The 15,616-nt window shown below is 71.7% G+C and carries 16 protein-coding genes; 7 read left to right on the plus strand and 9 right to left on the minus strand.

Features of this window, described 5'->3' with window-relative positions; genetic code table 11:
- Positions 1-56 precede the first annotated feature (56 nt).
- Positions 57-1,397 (minus strand): ArsA family ATPase, encoded by a 1,341-nt coding sequence (locus ACH4N1_RS06920; RefSeq protein WP_398095031.1) that lies wholly within the window; start codon positions 1,395-1,397, stop codon positions 57-59.
- Positions 1,394-2,371, minus strand: coding sequence for an ArsA family ATPase (locus ACH4N1_RS06925; RefSeq protein WP_398095033.1), 978 nt, complete (start codon positions 2,369-2,371; stop codon positions 1,394-1,396). Before ACH4N1_RS06925 ends, ACH4N1_RS06920 begins: the two co-directional genes overlap by 4 nt.
- A gap of 117 nt (positions 2,372-2,488) precedes the next feature.
- Here ACH4N1_RS06925 and ACH4N1_RS06930 point away from each other — a divergent pair, with 117 nt between their 5' ends.
- The 4 genes from ACH4N1_RS06930 to ACH4N1_RS06945 all read left to right on the plus strand — a co-directional run bounded on the left by ACH4N1_RS06930 (position 2,489) and on the right by ACH4N1_RS06945 (position 4,914).
- Positions 2,489-2,647 (plus strand): DUF4177 domain-containing protein, encoded by a 159-nt coding sequence (locus ACH4N1_RS06930; protein WP_003967454.1) that lies wholly within the window; start codon positions 2,489-2,491, stop codon positions 2,645-2,647.
- Positions 2,644-3,108 (plus strand): RidA family protein, encoded by a 465-nt coding sequence (locus ACH4N1_RS06935; protein ID WP_398095035.1) that lies wholly within the window; start codon positions 2,644-2,646, stop codon positions 3,106-3,108. The genes ACH4N1_RS06930 and ACH4N1_RS06935 overlap by 4 nt, the downstream gene beginning before the upstream one ends.
- A gap of 109 nt (positions 3,109-3,217) precedes the next feature.
- Positions 3,218-4,087 (plus strand): NUDIX hydrolase, encoded by an 870-nt coding sequence (locus tag ACH4N1_RS06940; RefSeq protein ID WP_398095037.1) that lies wholly within the window; start codon positions 3,218-3,220, stop codon positions 4,085-4,087.
- Entirely contained in the window at positions 4,084-4,914 is an 831-nt protein-coding gene (locus tag ACH4N1_RS06945) for an MBL fold metallo-hydrolase (protein WP_398095039.1), read from the plus strand. Before ACH4N1_RS06940 ends, ACH4N1_RS06945 begins: the two co-directional genes overlap by 4 nt.
- Before the next feature lie 18 nt (positions 4,915-4,932).
- On the opposite strand, the gene ACH4N1_RS06950 is transcribed toward ACH4N1_RS06945, so the two are convergent.
- Together ACH4N1_RS06950 and ACH4N1_RS06955 are read right to left on the minus strand one after the other, a co-directional pair.
- The gene (locus tag ACH4N1_RS06950; protein WP_398095041.1) at positions 4,933-5,748 is read right to left on the minus strand and encodes a nucleotidyltransferase domain-containing protein; all 816 of its coding nucleotides are present in this window, start codon (positions 5,746-5,748) and stop codon (positions 4,933-4,935) included.
- Positions 5,749-5,944: 196 nt separating this feature from the next.
- Positions 5,945-6,619: a Crp/Fnr family transcriptional regulator gene (locus ACH4N1_RS06955; RefSeq protein ID WP_020129286.1), complete on the minus strand. Its 675-nt coding sequence runs from the start codon at positions 6,617-6,619 to the stop codon at positions 5,945-5,947.
- Between the two features lie 320 nt (positions 6,620-6,939).
- Here ACH4N1_RS06955 and nth point away from each other — a divergent pair, with 320 nt between their 5' ends.
- The 3 genes from nth (at position 6,940) to ACH4N1_RS06970 (ending at position 9,989) form a co-directional block, all read left to right on the plus strand.
- Positions 6,940-7,917 (plus strand): endonuclease III, encoded by a 978-nt coding sequence (gene nth, locus ACH4N1_RS06960; protein ID WP_398095045.1) that lies wholly within the window; start codon positions 6,940-6,942, stop codon positions 7,915-7,917.
- A gap of 82 nt (positions 7,918-7,999) precedes the next feature.
- Complete coding sequence (locus ACH4N1_RS06965; protein ID WP_398095046.1) at positions 8,000-8,695, plus strand: NUDIX hydrolase; 696 nt, start codon at positions 8,000-8,002, stop codon at positions 8,693-8,695.
- A gap of 94 nt (positions 8,696-8,789) precedes the next feature.
- Entirely contained in the window at positions 8,790-9,989 is a 1,200-nt protein-coding gene (locus ACH4N1_RS06970) for a MarP family serine protease (protein ID WP_398095048.1), read from the plus strand.
- Between the two features lie 117 nt (positions 9,990-10,106).
- Here ACH4N1_RS06970 and ACH4N1_RS06975 read toward each other — a convergent pair whose 3' ends face one another.
- From ACH4N1_RS06975 to acs, 5 genes are all read right to left on the minus strand, one after another.
- The gene (locus ACH4N1_RS06975; protein ID WP_398095050.1) at positions 10,107-10,289 is read right to left on the minus strand and encodes a hypothetical protein; all 183 of its coding nucleotides are present in this window, start codon (positions 10,287-10,289) and stop codon (positions 10,107-10,109) included.
- Positions 10,290-10,416: 127 nt separating this feature from the next.
- Positions 10,417-11,367: an alpha/beta fold hydrolase gene (locus ACH4N1_RS06980; protein ID WP_398095052.1), complete on the minus strand. Its 951-nt coding sequence runs from the start codon at positions 11,365-11,367 to the stop codon at positions 10,417-10,419.
- On the minus strand, positions 11,364-11,852 hold the full coding sequence (locus ACH4N1_RS06985; RefSeq protein ID WP_398095054.1) for a phage holin family protein: 489 nt from the start codon (positions 11,850-11,852) through the stop codon (positions 11,364-11,366). Before ACH4N1_RS06985 ends, ACH4N1_RS06980 begins: the two co-directional genes overlap by 4 nt.
- 81 nt (positions 11,853-11,933) lie before the next feature.
- The gene (gene nhaA, locus ACH4N1_RS06990; RefSeq protein ID WP_398095056.1) at positions 11,934-13,397 is read right to left on the minus strand and encodes a Na+/H+ antiporter NhaA; all 1,464 of its coding nucleotides are present in this window, start codon (positions 13,395-13,397) and stop codon (positions 11,934-11,936) included.
- 158 nt (positions 13,398-13,555) lie between these two features.
- Positions 13,556-15,514 carry an acetate--CoA ligase gene (acs, locus tag ACH4N1_RS06995; RefSeq protein WP_398095058.1) on the minus strand — a complete coding sequence of 653 codons (1,959 nt, stop codon included), beginning with the start codon at positions 15,512-15,514 and terminating at the stop codon, positions 13,556-13,558.
- Positions 15,515-15,616: the final 102 nt, after the last annotated feature.

The following is a 15,616-nucleotide window of genomic DNA, read 5'->3' on the forward strand; positions in this document are numbered from 1 at the left end:
GGGTTCCGTCCCCCGGTAGGTCCCCGCTGAGGGGGTCCGTCCCCCAGTGGGTCCCCTCAGACCTCCGTCTCGGGCAGCTCCGGCCGATTGGCCGCGAGCCGGTCCCCGATGTCCCGCAACCCCGCCAGGTCGTGTACGTCACCGGCCAGCGCGGCCACCTCGGCGACCGCGACCTCGGGGTGCAGCGAGGCGAAGCGGTCCCACGTGTGCTGCTCCCGGGAGAGCAGGTGCATACGATCGGCGTGCAGCCTCAGCAGGCCCGCGGTGAGCTGGTCGGTGGACCGCTCCGGGTCGGGGCCGGTGGGGGAGCCGCCGGCGGTGTCACTGTCGGCGGCCGGTGTCCCTGGAGCGGTTGCTTCTGAACTGCCGTACGTGTCGGGAGAGTTACGAAGTCCAGCTTTCCCGCCGTCCTGATCCACAATGCGGGGTTCCTCAAGATTTTCCGCAGCGGCGAGCGCCCGCTCGGCGGACAGCTGGGCGGCGCCGCTGCCATGGACCCGGTTGAGCACCAGTCCGGCCAGCGGCATCTCCTCGGTGGCCAGCCGCTCCACGAAGTACGCCGCCTCCCGCAGCGCGTCCCGCTCGGGCGCCGCCACCACCAGGAACGCCGTCCCGGGCGCCTGGAGAAGCTTGTACGTGGCGTCGGCACGCGTACGGAAACCGCCGAAGGTCGTGTCCATCGCGGACACGAACGTCTGGACGTCCTTGAGCAGTTGGCCGCCGAGGAGCTTGCCGAGGGTGCCGGTCATCATCGACATCCCGACGTTGAGGAACTTCATCCCCGCGCGGCCGCCCAGCTTGGCCGGGGCCGTCAGCAGCCGGATCAGCCGCCCGTCCAGGAACGACCCGAGCCGCTTGGGCGCGTCCAGGAAGTCCAGCGCGGAGCGGGACGGCGGCGTGTCGACGACGATCAGGTCCCACTCGTCCCGCGCCCGCAGCTGCCCCAGCTTCTCCATCGCCATGTACTCCTGCGTGCCGGCGAAGCCCGCGGAGAGCGACTGGTAGAAGGGGTTCGACAGGATCGAGGCCGCCCGCTCGGCGTCCGCGTGCGCCTCGACGACCTCGTCGAAGGTGCGCTTCATGTCGAGCATCATCGCGTGCAGCTCGCCGTCCCCCTCGACGCCCTTCACACGGCGGGGCGTGTTGTCGAGCGAGTCGATGCCCATGGACTGCGCGAGCCGGCGCGCCGGGTCGATGGTGAGGACGACCACCTTGCGGCCCCGCTCGGCCGCCCTCAGGCCCAGCGCCGCCGCGGTCGTCGTCTTGCCGACCCCGCCCGCACCGCAGCACACCACGATGCGGGTCCCCGGATCGTCGATCAGGGGGTCGACGTCCAGGGTGCGCGAGGGGGAGAGACGGCGAGAGCCCTCCTGGGCCCGAGGCTGGTCCGCACTCATGACATCCCCTGCTTCCGCAGCTCGCCGGCGAGTTCGTACAGGCCCGCCAGGTCCACGCCCTCGGCGAGCATCGGCAGTTCGTGCATCGGCAGACCCAGCTCGCCCAGTACGGCACGCTGCTCGTGCTCCAGCGCATACCGCTCGGCGTACTCGTCGGCCTGGGTCAGGAGCGGGTCCACCAGCCGCTCGGCGTGCCCGCCCCGGCGCGCTCCGCCCAGTCCCGCGGCGGACAGCGACCGCGCGACAGAGGAACGCGCCACCGTCCTGACGAGTTCCAGCCCGTCCGCGTCCAACACCTCCGGCCGGACCATGTTGACGATGACCCGCCCCACCGGAAGCTTCGCGGCCCGCAGTTCGGCGATGCCGTCGGCGGTCTCCTGGACCGGCATCTCCTCCAGCAGCGTCACCAGGTGCACGGCCGTCTCCGGGGACTTCAGCACCCGCATCACGGCCTGCGCCTGGTTGTGTATCGGGCCGATCCTGGCGAGGCCCGCGACCTCGTCGTTCACGTTCAGGAAGCGGGTGACGCGGCCCGTGGGAGGGGCGTCCATGACGATGTGGTCGTACACGAACCGCCCGCTCCTGTCCTTCCTGCGCACGGCCTCGCACGCCTTGCCGGTCAGGAGCACGTCCCTCAGGCCCGGCGCGATGGTGGTGGCGAAGTCGATCGCGCCCAGCTTCTTCAGGGCGCGGCCCGCGCCGCCCAGTTTGTAGAACATCTGGAGGTAGTCCAGAAGGGCCAGTTCGGGGTCTATGGCCAGGGCGTACACCTCCCCGCCCCCGGGAGCGACGGCGATCTTCCGCTCCTCATAAGGCAGCGCCTCCGTTTCGAAGAGCTGCGCGATGCCCTGGCGGCCCTCGACCTCGACGAGAAGCGTCCGCTTCCCCTCGGTCGCGAGAGCCAACGCGAGAGCGGCGGCGACCGTGGTCTTTCCGGTCCCGCCCTTGCCGCTGACGACCTGGAGCCTGCTCACGTCTTCGAGCGTAACCAGTCGGCGCGCGAGTCAATCGGGAGGCTGTGGACAACCGGTGTCCGATCGGCCACATGGCCGGGGAGCGGGCCCCGCCGCCGCAGCGGATAAAGTCGGCCCATGACCAAGTGGGAATACGCAACCGTGCCGCTGCTCGTCCATGCCACGAAGCAGATTCTGGACACCTGGGGCGAGGACGGCTGGGAGCTCGTCCAGGTCGTGCCCGGCCCGAACAACCCCGAGCAGCTCGTGGCCTACCTGAAGCGGGAGAAGGCGTGAGCGCCGTCGAGGCGAGGCTCGCCGAGCTGGGCCTGACCCTGCCCGCGGTCGTGCCGCCCCTCGCGGCCTACCAGCCGGCCGTGCAGTCCGGCCCGTACGTGTACACGTCGGGCCAGCTGCCGATGGTGGACGGCAAGCTCCCGGTCACCGGCAAGGTCGGCGCGGAGGTCACCCCCGAGGAGGCCAAGGACCTGGCCCGCACCTGCGCCCTGAACGCCCTGGCCGCCGTCAAGTCGGTCGCCGGTGACCTGGACCGCGTCGCGCGCGTGGTGAAGGTCGTGGGCTTCGTGGCGTCGGCCGCCGACTTCACCGGCCAGCCCGCCGTCCTCAACGGCGCGAGCGAGCTGCTGGGCGAGGTCCTCGGCGACAAGGGCGTGCACGCGCGCAGCGCGGTCGGCGTCGCGGTCCTGCCCCTGGACGCGCCCGTCGAGGTGGAGATCCAGGTCGAGCTGGCGCAGTAGCCGGCCGGCCCGTCCGGTGGACGCCGGCCGGCCGGGGCCGTGCCACCGGCGTACCGCCTGACCTCGGGCACCTCTCGAACATTCGCGTGGCACGGGATAGCCTCCGGCCATGGCGAATGGGCAGTGGTTCCCCCCGGACTGGCCGCAGCGCATCCGTGCGCTCGCGGACGGCACACTCACCCCGGTCGCCCCGAAACGCGCGGCCACGGTGATGCTCCTGAAGGACGCCGGCAGCGGCCCCGTCGTCCACATGCTGCGCAGACGCGCCTCCATGGCCTTCGCCGGAGGCGCGTACGCGTATCCGGGCGGCGGAGTCGACCCGCGCGACGACGACCGGCACGTGCGCTGGGCGGGCCCCCCGCGCGCGTGGTGGGCCGAGCGGCTCGGCGTCGACGGGACGGCGGCCCAGGCCATCGTGTGCGCGGCCGTACGGGAGACGTACGAGGAGGCCGGTGTACTGCTCGCCGGCCCGGACCCCGACTCCGTCGTCGGCGACACCACCGGCGACGACTGGGAGGCCGACCGGGCCGCCCTCGTCGCCCGCGAGACGTCCTTCGCGGAGTTCCTCGACCGGCGCGGGCTGGTGCTGCGCTCCGACCTGCTGGGCGCCTGGACGCGCTGGATCACCCCGGAGTTCGAGCCCCGCCGCTACGACACCTGGTTCTTCGTCGCCGCGCTCCCCGAGGGCCAGCGCACCCGCAACGCCTCCACGGAGGCCGACCGCACGGTCTGGATCCGCCCCGCCGACGCCGCCGCCTCGTACGACGAGGGCGAGCTGCTGATGATGCCGCCCACGATCGCGACCCTGCGCCAGCTGCTGCCGTACGGCACGGCCGCCGAGGCGCTGGCCGCCGCGCCCGCACGCGACCTCACCCCCGTTCTGGCACGGGCCCGCCTCGAGGACGGCGAGGTCGTGCTGTCCTGGCCGGGCCACGACGAGTTCACCCAGCACGTCCCGGCCGGTGGAGGCCCCGCATGACCGACGCAGCCGCCCTGCCCGGCCGGCCCCGCGGCCAGGTCCTCTCGGGCCCCGCCACCCCGCGCGCGGTCAACGTCCTCGCCCCGAACGCCTCCGCGATGACCCTGGACGGCACGAACACCTGGCTCGTCTCCGAGCCCGACTCGGACCTGGCCGTCGTGATCGACCCGGGCCCGCTGGACGAGGGGCACCTGCGCGCGGTCGTCGACACCGCCCGGAAGGCCGGCAAGCGCGTCGCCCTGACCCTGCTCACCCACGGCCACCCCGACCACGCCGAGGGCGCCGGCCGCTTCGCCGAGCTGACCGGCACGAAGGTGCGCGCCCTGGACCCGGCGCTGCGGCTGGGCGACGAGGGCCTGGCCGCCGGTGACGTGGTCACGACCGGCGGCCTGGAGCTGCGGGTCGTCCCGACGCCGGGTCACACCGCCGACTCCCTCTGCTTCCACCTGCCCGCCGACCGCGCCGTCCTGACCGGCGACACGGTCCTCGGCCGCGGCACGACGGTCGTGGCGCACCCCGACGGCCGTCTGGGCGACTACCTGGACTCCCTGCGCCGGCTCAGGTCCCTCACGGTCGACGACGGCGTCCGCACCGTCCTGCCGGGCCACGGACCCGTCCTGGAGGACGCCCAGGGCGCCGTCGAGTTCTACCTCGCCCACCGTGCCCACCGCCTCGCCCAGGTGGAGACGGCCGTGGAGGACGGCCTCCGCGGCCCCGCCGAGGTCGTGGGCCACGTCTACGCGGACGTGGACCGCTCCCTGTGGCCGGCGGCGGAGCTGTCGGTACGGGCCCAGCTGGAGTACCTCCGGGAGCACGGCCTCATCTAGGGCCTTTCGTCCTCTGGATCAGTCCGGCCTCGGTGTCTTCACGCCGTGCACGCGCGCGTACGTGTCCGCCAGCCAGGGCCCGAGATCCTCGACGTACCCCTGCAGCACGTCGGCGTCCCCGGTCGGCTCGTATCCGCGTACGGCCGCCGCGCGGAGCTGTTCCGCGCGCGCGGGGTGGTACGCGGCGAAGGCCTCCGCCATCTCGTGCAGGTCGCTGGTCCAGCCGTTCCAGCGGGGCATGACCAGGGTGAAGGCGGTGCGCACGAGGTGCCGGGACATGAACCGGACCAGCGGCAGCCGGGCCGTGTCGGTGTCGTCCGCCTCGGCGATGCGCGCGCGCCAGCGCGGGAGGAGCAGCGCGAGGTCGCCGTTGGTCTCCCGCGCGAGCAGGGACGTGGGCCGGTAGCGGGGCAGGTGCCCGGCCAGGTCCTCGCCCAGCAGCGGCGTGCACAGGCACGCCACGAACCAGCCCAGGTCGTACCGCTCGGCGTCGCCCAGCAGCCGGGCGCGGCCATGGAGCAGCGTGCCGACCCCGTCGATCTGTGGGTACTCCCGGTCGAGGGCCTCGCCGAGGGAGCGGACGCCCGCCCGGTCCGCCGCGGTGGGCTCCTCGTGCAGCGCGACCAGGAGGTCGAGGTCGCTGCGCCCCACGCGCGCGGTGCCACGGGGAACCGACCCGTACAGATACGCGCTGTGCAGCCGCTCCCCGAACAGGTGCGGCAACCGGTCCCGTGCCGCGGCGACGACGGGACGGAAGACGTGCGGCACGCGCGCGAGGGATCCTTCGCGTGCGATGAACCCCTGGGCGTCCAGGCCTGGACGGATGTCGCTCATGGGGCCACTGTGCTGCGGGAGGCGACGACAGGCCTCACCTTTTTCACCCGTGCCGAGGGCGGGCCCGCCCGGCGCACGGAACCGGGGCCGTCAGGCGCAGGGGGCCGGGGGACGGCCCTCCCGGCAACGCCCCCAGCGACAGCCCGGGCCCGCCGACGGTCGCCCGCGCGAACCCGCCGCCGGCCGGACCCGGCGGTCAGCGGGACCGCTTGGCCAGTCGCTCCACGTCCAGCAGGATGACCGCCCGCGCCTCCAGGCGGAGCCACCCGCGCTGCGCGAAGTCGGCCAGCGCCTTGTTCACGGTCTCGCGGGACGCGCCGACCAGCTGGGCCAGCTCCTCCTGCGTGAGGTCGTGGACGACGTGGATGCCCTCCTCGGACTGCACGCCGAAGCGGCGGGACAGGTCCAGCAGGGCGCGCGCGACGCGGCCGGGAACATCGGAGAAGACCAGGTCGGACATGGCGTCGTTGGTCTTGCGCAGGCGCCGGGCGACGGCGCGCAGAAGCGCGGTGGCCACCTCGGGGCGGGCGTTCAGCCAGGGCTGGAGGTCGCCGTGGCCGAGGCCGAGCAGCTTGACCTCGGTCAGTGCGGTGGCGGTCGCCGTCCGCGGGCCCGGGTCGAAGAGCGACAGCTCGCCGATCAGCTCGCTGGGGCCGACCACGGCCAGCATGTTCTCGCGGCCGTCCGGCGACGTGCGGTGGAGCTTGACCTTGCCCTCGGTGACGACGTAGAGCCGGTCGCCGGGGTCTCCCTCGTGGAACAGGGAGTCGCCACGGGCGAGCGTCACCTCGCTCATGGAGGCGCGGAGCTCCGCGGCCTGCTCGTCGTCGAGTGCCGCGAAGAGCGGGTTGCGCCGGAGGACGTCGTCCACGAGTTCTCTCCTTGTCGACCTGCTCAGGGGATCTTGCTCCCCCGTGTGCCAGGGGTCCGTGTTCCCCATTTTGCCGGGCGGTCCAAACAGTGTGATCTGTCACAAGGATGCCGCACAGGTGTCCTGGGGTAAGCGTCAGGGGTCCAATTGGGGGCTGATCTTCAGGGTCCGGGGCAGATGTCGGTGTCGGGCTTTAGGCTGGCCGGGTGTCCGAACAGCCGGTGAGAACACAGGCCAAGGGGGCTGGGCGGGTGGTTGACCGACGCGATTCCGCTGTGGGCGAACAGGGCTCCGGTGGTGACGAGAAGAGGGCGGAAACCGTGAAGAAGGCGGCTGCGAAGAGGACTGCCGCCTCGACGTCCGCAGCGGCGAAGGAGACAGCCGCGAAGAAGAAGACGACTGCGGAGAAGACGATCGCGAAGAAGACGACCGCCGCCAGAACGGCAGGGGCCGCGGGGACCGCCGCGACCGCCCCGGCATCGTCGAAGTCGCCCAAGTCGTCGAAGTCGTCGAAGCCTTCCCGGAGCGAGTCCCGCACCGCCCTGGTCCGCCGCGCCCGCCGCATCAACCGCGAGCTCGCCGAGGTCTACCCCTACGCCCACCCCGAGCTGGACTTCGAGAACCCCTTCCAACTCGTGGTCGCCACCGTCCTGTCGGCCCAGACCACCGACCTCCGGGTCAACCAGACCACCCCCGGCCTCTTCGCGAAGTACCCCACCCCCGAGGACCTGGCCGCCGCCGACCCGGAGGACGTCGAGGAGATCCTGCGTCCGACCGGCTTCTTCCGCGCCAAGACCAGGTCGGTGATGGGGCTCTCCAAGGCCCTGGTCGAGCAGTTCGACGGAGAGGTCCCCGGCCGTCTGGAGGACCTGGTGAAGCTGCCCGGCGTCGGCCGCAAGACCGCCTTCGTGGTGTTGGGCAACGCGTTCGGCCGGCCGGGAATCACCGTGGACACACACTTCCAGCGGCTGGTACGGCGCTGGCGGTGGACCGAGGAGACCGAGCCGGACAAGATCGAGATCGCCGTCGGCTCGCTCTTCCCCAAGAGCGAGTGGACGATGCTCTCGCACCACGTGATCTTCCACGGCCGCCGCATCTGCCACGCCCGCAAGCCCGCCTGCGGTGCCTGCCCCATCGCGCCGCTCTGCCCGGCGTACGGCGAGGGGGAGACGGACCCGGAGCGGGCGAAGAAGCTCCTGAAGTACGAGAAGGGCGGCTTCCCCGGCCAACGGCTGAACCCGCCCCAGGCCTACCTGGACGCGGGCGGCCGCCCCGCTCCCCCGCTGGGGGCCGGATGAGGCTGGGTACGACCCCGCCGAACCGGAACGATCCGCGTCCCCCCGGGCGTTGGACCGGGCAGAACCGGGGGGTGGTGCGGTGATGGCGCGCGCGAGTGACACGCAGGGCGGGTCGGTGACCCTCAGCAAGAAGGGACTGCCGACCTGGCTGGGGCCGGTGGCGGAGGCCATGGAGACGGTGCAGCCGCTCCAGCTGAGCCGCTTCCTGCCCCCGGAGGACGGAGGCGGGCGGCAGTCGGCGGTCCTCATCCTCTTCGGTGACGGCGAACGCGGCCCCGAACTGCTGCTCATGGAGCGGGCCAGCTCGCTGCGCGCGCACGCCGGGCAGCCGTCCTTCCCCGGCGGCGCCCTCGACCCGCAGGACGGCGATCCGCACGGCGACGGCCCGCTGCGGGCCGCCCTGCGCGAGGCCGAGGAGGAGACCGGCCTCGACCCGGCGGGCGTCCAGCTGTTCGGTGTGCTGCCCAAGCTGTACATCCCGGTCAGCGAGTTCGTCGTGACTCCCGTGCTGGGCTGGTGGCGCGAGCCGAGCCCGGTCGGAGCGGTCGATCCGAACGAGACCGCCCGCGTGTTCACGGTCCCCGTGGCGGATCTCACGGATCCCGCCAACCGCGCCACGACGTACCACCCCAGCGGCCACCGAGGCCCGGCATTCCTGGTCGAATCCGCCCTTGTGTGGGGCTTCACCGCCGGCGTGATCGACCGCCTCCTGCACTACGCGGGCTGGGAGCGCCCCTGGGACCGCGAGAAGCTGGTGCCACTCGACTGGCGGTCATGACAGGGTGTCGTCCGTGCTGTGTGTACCCGGGGGAGGACCCTCCGGACCCCCGCCGGCCTGCCGCGGCCGGGCAGAAAGAGGCGAGGCCTGAACGGTGAACGTGCTGGACATCCTGTTGCTGGTCGCTGCCGTCTGGTTCGCGGTCGTCGGCTACCGCCAGGGCTTCGTCGTCGGAATCCTGTCGGTGATCGGTTTCCTGGGCGGCGGTCTCGTCGCCGTCTACCTGCTGCCGGTCATCTGGGACTGGCTGACCGACAACTCCGAGGTGAGCACGACGGCCGCCGTCGTCGCCGTGATCGTCGTCATCGTCTGCGCCTCCGTGGGGCAGGCCCTGACCACCCACCTGGGCAACAAGCTGCGCCGTTACATCACCTGGTCCCCGGCCCGCGCGCTGGACGCGACCGGCGGCGCCCTGGTCAACGTCGTCGCAATGCTGCTGGTGGCCTGGCTGATCGGGTCCGCCCTCGCCGGTACGACGCTGCCCACGCTGGGCAAGGAGGTCCGCAGCTCCACGGTGCTGCACGGCGTGTCCGAGGCGCTGCCCGCCCAGGCCGACACCTGGTTCGCCGACTTCTCCTCCGTCCTCGCCCAGAACGGCTTCCCGCAGGTCTTCAGCCCGTTCGCCAACGAGCCGATCACCGACGTCCAGCCGCCCGACCCCGCCCTGGCGAACAGTGCCGTGGCGGTCCGCGCGCAGCGCTCCATCGTCAAGGTCATGGGCACCGCGGAGAGCTGCGGCAAGGTCCTGGAGGGCACCGGCTTCGTCTTCGGTGAGCGTCGCGTCATGACCAACGCGCACGTCGTGGGCGGCGTCGACGAGCCGACCGTCCAGATAGGCGGCGAGGGCCGCAAGCACGACGCCACGGTCGTGCTGTACGACTGGAAGCGCGACATCGCCGTCCTCGACGTACCCGATCTCGACGCGCCCGTACTGCAGTTCACCACCGGGGACGCGGCGAGCGGGGACGGCGCGATCGTCGCCGGCTTCCCGGAGAACGGCTCGTACGACGTCCGCGCGGCGCGCGTGCGGGGCCGTATCACGGCCAACGGCCCGGACATCTACCACCGCGGCACCGTCCGCCGCGACGTCTACTCGCTGTACGCGACGGTCCGTCAGGGAAACTCCGGCGGCCCGCTGCTCACGCCCGAAGGCAAGGTCTACGGCGTGGTCTTCGCCAAGTCCCTCGACGACGCCGACACCGGCTACGCGCTCACCGCGGACGAGATCCGGCAGGACATCACCCGTGGACGCGCCGCCAACCAGCAGGTGGACAGCGACAACTGCGCCCTCTGACGCGGTGCCGGTTGGCGGGCGACCGGCACCACGCCCTGTCGGAAACCGTGGTTCGGAACTGCGGGAAAGGGATTCGTCCCCGGGGGACCAGCCCCCGGGGAGGACCGCGCGAGAGTGTCAGTCGCGCGGATGACGCAGGCGTACCGAGACCCAGCGGGCCCGGCGGCGGAGGATACGGGGAATGCCCACCCGGAGATCGTTGCTCTGCGACTGCGGACCGCTGCCTCGTCGGTGGGAGTCAAGACCACCGGCCGAGCGGCGGTCGCGTACTGCGTCACTGTAGTCGTGCGTCCAGCCCATACACCGACGTCTGCCCGGACCCCAAGGTCGATAACCGCCCGGTGGCCCGCCAATTGGCCTATGCGCCGGGCAATTGGCCGTTCGTAGGACATGCGTTCAGTTCCGGATACCGGGCGCGGCAATCCGGTCACCGATCGGGTTCGGGATCCTTCAGCCAGTTGACCAGTTCGGTGGAGAAGGCGACCGGATCCTCTTCGTGCGGGAAGTGCCCGAGCCCGTCGAACAGCCGCCAGCGGTACGGCGCTTCGACGTACTCGCCCGAACCGGCCGCGCTGCGGGTACGCATCACCGGGTCCAGGGAACCGTGCAGATGCAGCGTCGGTACGCGCACCGGCCGCTTCATGCGCCGGTAGAACTGGATCCCGTCCGGCCGGGCCAGCGACCGCACCAGCCACCGGTAGGGCTCCACCGAGCAGTGCGCGGTGGAGGGGATGCACATCGCCCGCCGGTACGTCTCGATCGCCTCGTCCTCCGGCTGCCGGGGCCCGGACCACTCCCGGATCAGCCGGCCGACCAGCTCGCCGTCGTCGGCGGTGAGCTGCCGCTCCGGGATCCAGGGCCGCTGGAACCCCCAGATGTGGGAGCCGGCCGTGGTCTGCCGGACGTCGGCGAGCATCGCGGAGCGCCAGCGCCTCGGGTGCGGCATCGAGGCGACCGCGAGCCGTCGTACGAGCTTGGGGCGCATGACCGCCGCGGTCCACGCCAGATAGCCGCCCAGGTCGTGGCCGACCAGCGCGGCGTCCGGCTCGCCGAGGGAGCGGATCACGCCGGTGATGTCGAGGGCGAGGTTGGCCGGGTCGTAGCCGCGGGGCGTACGGTCGCTGCCGCCCACGCCCCGCAGGTCCATGGCGACGGCCCGGAAGCCGGCGTCGGCCAGCGCGGTCAACTGGTGCCGCCACGTCCACCAGAACTGGGGGAAGCCGTGCACGAGCATCACGAGCGGGCCGTCGCCCAGCTCGGCGATGTGGAAGCGCGCGCCGTTGGCGGCGACCTCCCGGTGGGTCACCTTGGTCTCGCCGACGAACTCGGGCCGTACGACCGAGGCGGGCTGAGCCGAAGGGGTGGCGGGGTCCGTCATGACGACGAGCGTGCCACAGGCTCGAGGGCTTTCCGGCCGGCGTCCTGCGCCAGCTCGGGCCGCGGGTGCGGCTTGGCGTTCTGCAGGACGCCCGCCGACTCCTTCACCGAGGCGGCGACCTTCTGCGCGCCCTTGCCCTTCTTGGCCTTCTTGGCGAAGGCGACGCCGATCAGCGCCAGGACCACGGCGACGAGGACGTTCGCCGCGAAGGACAGCAGGAAGCAGATCGCGAGATTCCAGTCGCTCCAGGTACGGATGCCGTACGCGAGGGCGAAGTTCAGCATGGGCAGCGAGAACAGCAGGATCGCGCCTGCCACCGTGAACGCGCCGCCGCTCGTCGCGCCCCGCTTCACGTCCTGCTTGAGCTGGGCTTTCGCCAGCGCGATCTCGTCGTGCACCAGCGCCGACATCTCGGTCGTCGCGGAGGCGAACAGCTGACCGATGCTGCGTTCGGCGCCGACCGGGCTGCCGTCGGGTGCGCTCATCGCGGTCTCCCTCGTCTTGTACGGTTCCGCCGTCTTCTGCCTGACTGCGTGCGGCCCCGTCTTTTGTACCGTCCCGTCAGATCATGCCGGACGGTCGTCCTCCTCGCCCGCCCCGCCCGCCACTTCGGCAAGCCCGTGGCGCGCGGCGGCCTTCTCCGCGGCCTTCTCCGCGGCGAGCCGGCGGTGCTCGGCGGCCTTGCGGTCGTAGATCTCCGCCATGCGCGCGTGGTACGCCGGTTCGTCCTCCTCGTAGATGTCCGGGATGCCGTCGAGGTCGTCGTCGCGCTCCTCGTCCTGGCACATCCGGCGGTACTTGGCGTTGCGCACCTTCAGCAGCACGGTCGCCAGGACCGCCGCGATCAGCGAACCCGTCAGGACGGCCGCCTTGACCTCGTCCGTCAGGACGGCGTCGCCCTCGAAGGCCAGCTCCCCGATCAGCAGCGAGACGGTGAAGCCGATGCCGGCGAGCGAGGCCACGGCGAAGACGTCCGCCCAGGCGAGGTCCTCGCTGAGCGAGGCCCGCGTGAAGCGGACGGTCAGCCAGGTACCGCCGAAGATGCCGACCGTCTTGCCCACGACGAGCCCCAGGACGACGCCCAGCGTCTCCGGCTTGGTGAACACGTCTCCGAGCGCGCCGCCCGAGATCGACACCCCCGCGCTGAACAGGGCGAACAGCGGGACCGCCAGGCCGGCCGACAGCGGGCGTACGAGGTGTTCGATGTGCTCGCCGGGGGAGTGCTCCTCGCCCTCACGGGTGGTGCAGCGCAGCATCAGGCCCATCGCGACGCCCGCGATGGTGGCGTGGACGCCGCTGTTGTACATCAGCGCCCAGATCACCAGCGCGAGCGGCACGTACACGTACCAGCCGCGTACGCCCTTGCGCAGCAGCAGCCAGAACAGGCCCAGGCCGACGACCGCGCCGCCGAGCGCGGCGAAGTCGATGCCGTCGGTGAAGAAGACGGCGATGATCAGGATCGCGAACAGGTCGTCGACGACGGCGAGCGTGAGCAGGAAGGCCCGCAGGGCACTGGGCAGGGAGGTGCCGATGACGGCCAGCACGGCGAGCGCGAAGGCGATGTCGGTGGCGGTGGGTACGGCCCAGCCGTTCAGGCCACCACCGCCGGTGAGGTTGGTCAGTACGTAGACCAGCGCCGGTACGGCCATCCCGCACAGGGCGGCGACGACGGGCAGCGCCGCGGCCTTCGGGTCCTTGAGGTCACCGGCGACGAGTTCGCGCTTGAGCTCGATGCCGGCGACGAAGAAGAAGACGGCGAGCAGCCCGTCGGCCGCCCAGTGCTCGATCGACAGGTTCAGCCCGAGCGCCCCGGGGCCGAGGTGGAAGTGACTGACGCTCTCGTAGCTGTCGTGCAGCGCGGGTATGTTCGCCCAGACCAGCGCCGCGACGGCGGCCACCAGCAACAGCACGCCGCCGACGGTCTCGGTGCGCAGCGCGTCCGCGACGTAGTTCCGCTCGGGCAGGGACAGGCGTCCGAAGACCTTGCGGGGAGGTGTGGTGCGGGGGGTGTCGGCGCGGGGCGCGGTCACGGTGGGCCTCCGGTGGGTGGACAGCACGGAACTCGTGCCGACCAGACTTCCCGGCTCACCTTTGTTTAGTTTACCTAAGGTGAGTCCGGAGTGTTCCGGTGTCTCCCACGGTAGGCGCGTTCAGGGCACCCGGCGTCGGGTGCCCTGGACAGCCGTGCTCAGTCCTCGCTGCTCGCGGTCGGCAGGTTGGTCTGGATGAGGTCCATGACGGTGGAGTCGGTGAGGGTGGTGACATCGCCGAGCTGCCGGTTCTCCGCCACGTCGCGCAGCAGGCGGCGCATGATCTTGCCGGAGCGGGTCTTGGGCAGTTCGGCGACCGGCAGGATGCGCTTCGGTTTGGCGATCGGGCCGAGGGCGGCGCCGACGTGGCCTCGCAGTTCGGCGACGAGGTTCTCGTCCTCGGCGTTCGCGGTGCCGCGCAGGATGACGAAGGCGACGATGGCCTGGCCGGTGGTCTCGTCGGCGGCGCCGACCACGGCGGCCTCGGCGACGGCGGGGTGGGAGACGAGGGCGGACTCGACCTCGGTGGTGGAGATGTTGTGGCCGGAGACGAGCATGACGTCGTCGACCCGGCCGAGCAGCCAGATGTCGCCGTCGTCGTCCTTCTTGGCGCCGTCGCCCGCGAAGTACTTGCCTTCGAAGCGCGACCAGTAGGTGTCGAGGAAGCGCTGGTCGTCGCCCCAGATGGTGCGCAGCATCGACGGCCAGGGCTCGGTGAGGACGAGGTAGCCGCCGCCGCCGTCGGGCACCTCGTTGGCCTCGTCGTCGACGACGGTCGCCGAGATGCCGGGCAGCGGCGTCTGGGCGGAGCCGGGCTTGGTGGCGGTGACGCCGGGCAGCGGGGAGATCATCATGGCGCCGGTCTCGGTCTGCCACCAGGTGTCCACGATCGGGGTGCGGTCGGCGCCGATGTGCTTGCGGTACCAGATCCAGGCCTCGGGGTTGATCGGCTCGCCCACCGACCCCAGGACCCGCAGGGAGGAGAGGTCGAACTTCGCGGGGATGTCGTCGCCCCACTTCATGAACGTGCGGATCGCGGTCGGCGCGGTGTAGAGGATGGTCACGCCGTACTTCTGCACGATCTCCCAGAACCGGCCCTGGTGCGGGGTGTCCGGGGTGCCCTCGTACATCACCTGGGTGGCGCCGTTGGCGAGCGGCCCGTACACGATGTAGGAGTGGCCGGTGACCCAGCCGACGTCGGCGGTGCACCAGTACACGTCCGTCTCCGGCTTGAGGTCGAAGACGGCGTGGTGGGTGTAGGCGGTCTGGGTGAGGTAGCCGCCGGAGGTGTGCAGGATGCCCTTCGGCTTCCCCGTCGTGCCGGAGGTGTACAGGATGAACAGCGGATGCTCGGCCCCGAACGCCTGCGGGGTGTGCTCGGCCGACTGCCGCTCCACCAGGTCGTGCCACCACACGTCGCGGCCCTCGTCGAAGGCGACCTCCTGGCCGGTGCGCCGCACCACCAGGACGTGCTCGACGGTGCCGGCCTTGGCGACGGCCTCGTCGACGGCCGGCTTCAGCGCGGAGGGCTTGCCGCGCCGGTAGCCGCCGTCGGCGGTGATGACGACCCGGGCGTCGGCGTCCTGGATGCGGGTGGCGAGCGCGTCGGCGGAGAAGCCGCCGAAGACCACCGAGTGCGCGGCACCGATCCGGGCGCACGCCAGCATCGCGATCGCGGTCTCGGGGATCATCGGCATGTAGACCGCGACCCGATCGCCCGTACGCACCCCGAGTTCCAGCAGGGCGTTGGCGGCCTTGGAGACCTCGTCCTTGAGCTGGGCGTAGGTGAGGGCGCGGCTGTCGCCCGGCTCGCCCTCGAAGTGGATCGCCACCCGGTCGCCGTGCCCGGCCTCCACGTGCCGGTCGACGCAGTTGTACGCCACGTTCAGCTCGCCGTCCTTGAACCACTTGGCGAACGGCGGGTTCGACCAGTCCAGCGTCTCGGTCGGCTCCTTGGCCCAGGCCAGCCGACGCGCCTGCTCGGCCCAGAAACCGAGCCGGTCAGCCCTGGCCTGCTCGTACGCCTCCGCCGTGACATTGGCGCCGGCGGCCAGGTCGGCGGGCGGCTCGAACCTGCGCTCTTCCTTGAGCAGGTTGGCCAGGCTTTCGTTGCTCACGACATCTCCCTTTCCAAGGGTGTCCGTTGTGTCCCAGGCCACAGCTCATCAGACCCGGGGGCCGGTGACAAGGGTCGACAGAAAATTGGTTTAGACCTGTCG

It is taken from the genome of Streptomyces sp. NPDC017202 (assembly GCF_044331705.1).
Lineage (GTDB): Bacteria > Actinomycetota > Actinomycetes > Streptomycetales > Streptomycetaceae > Streptomyces.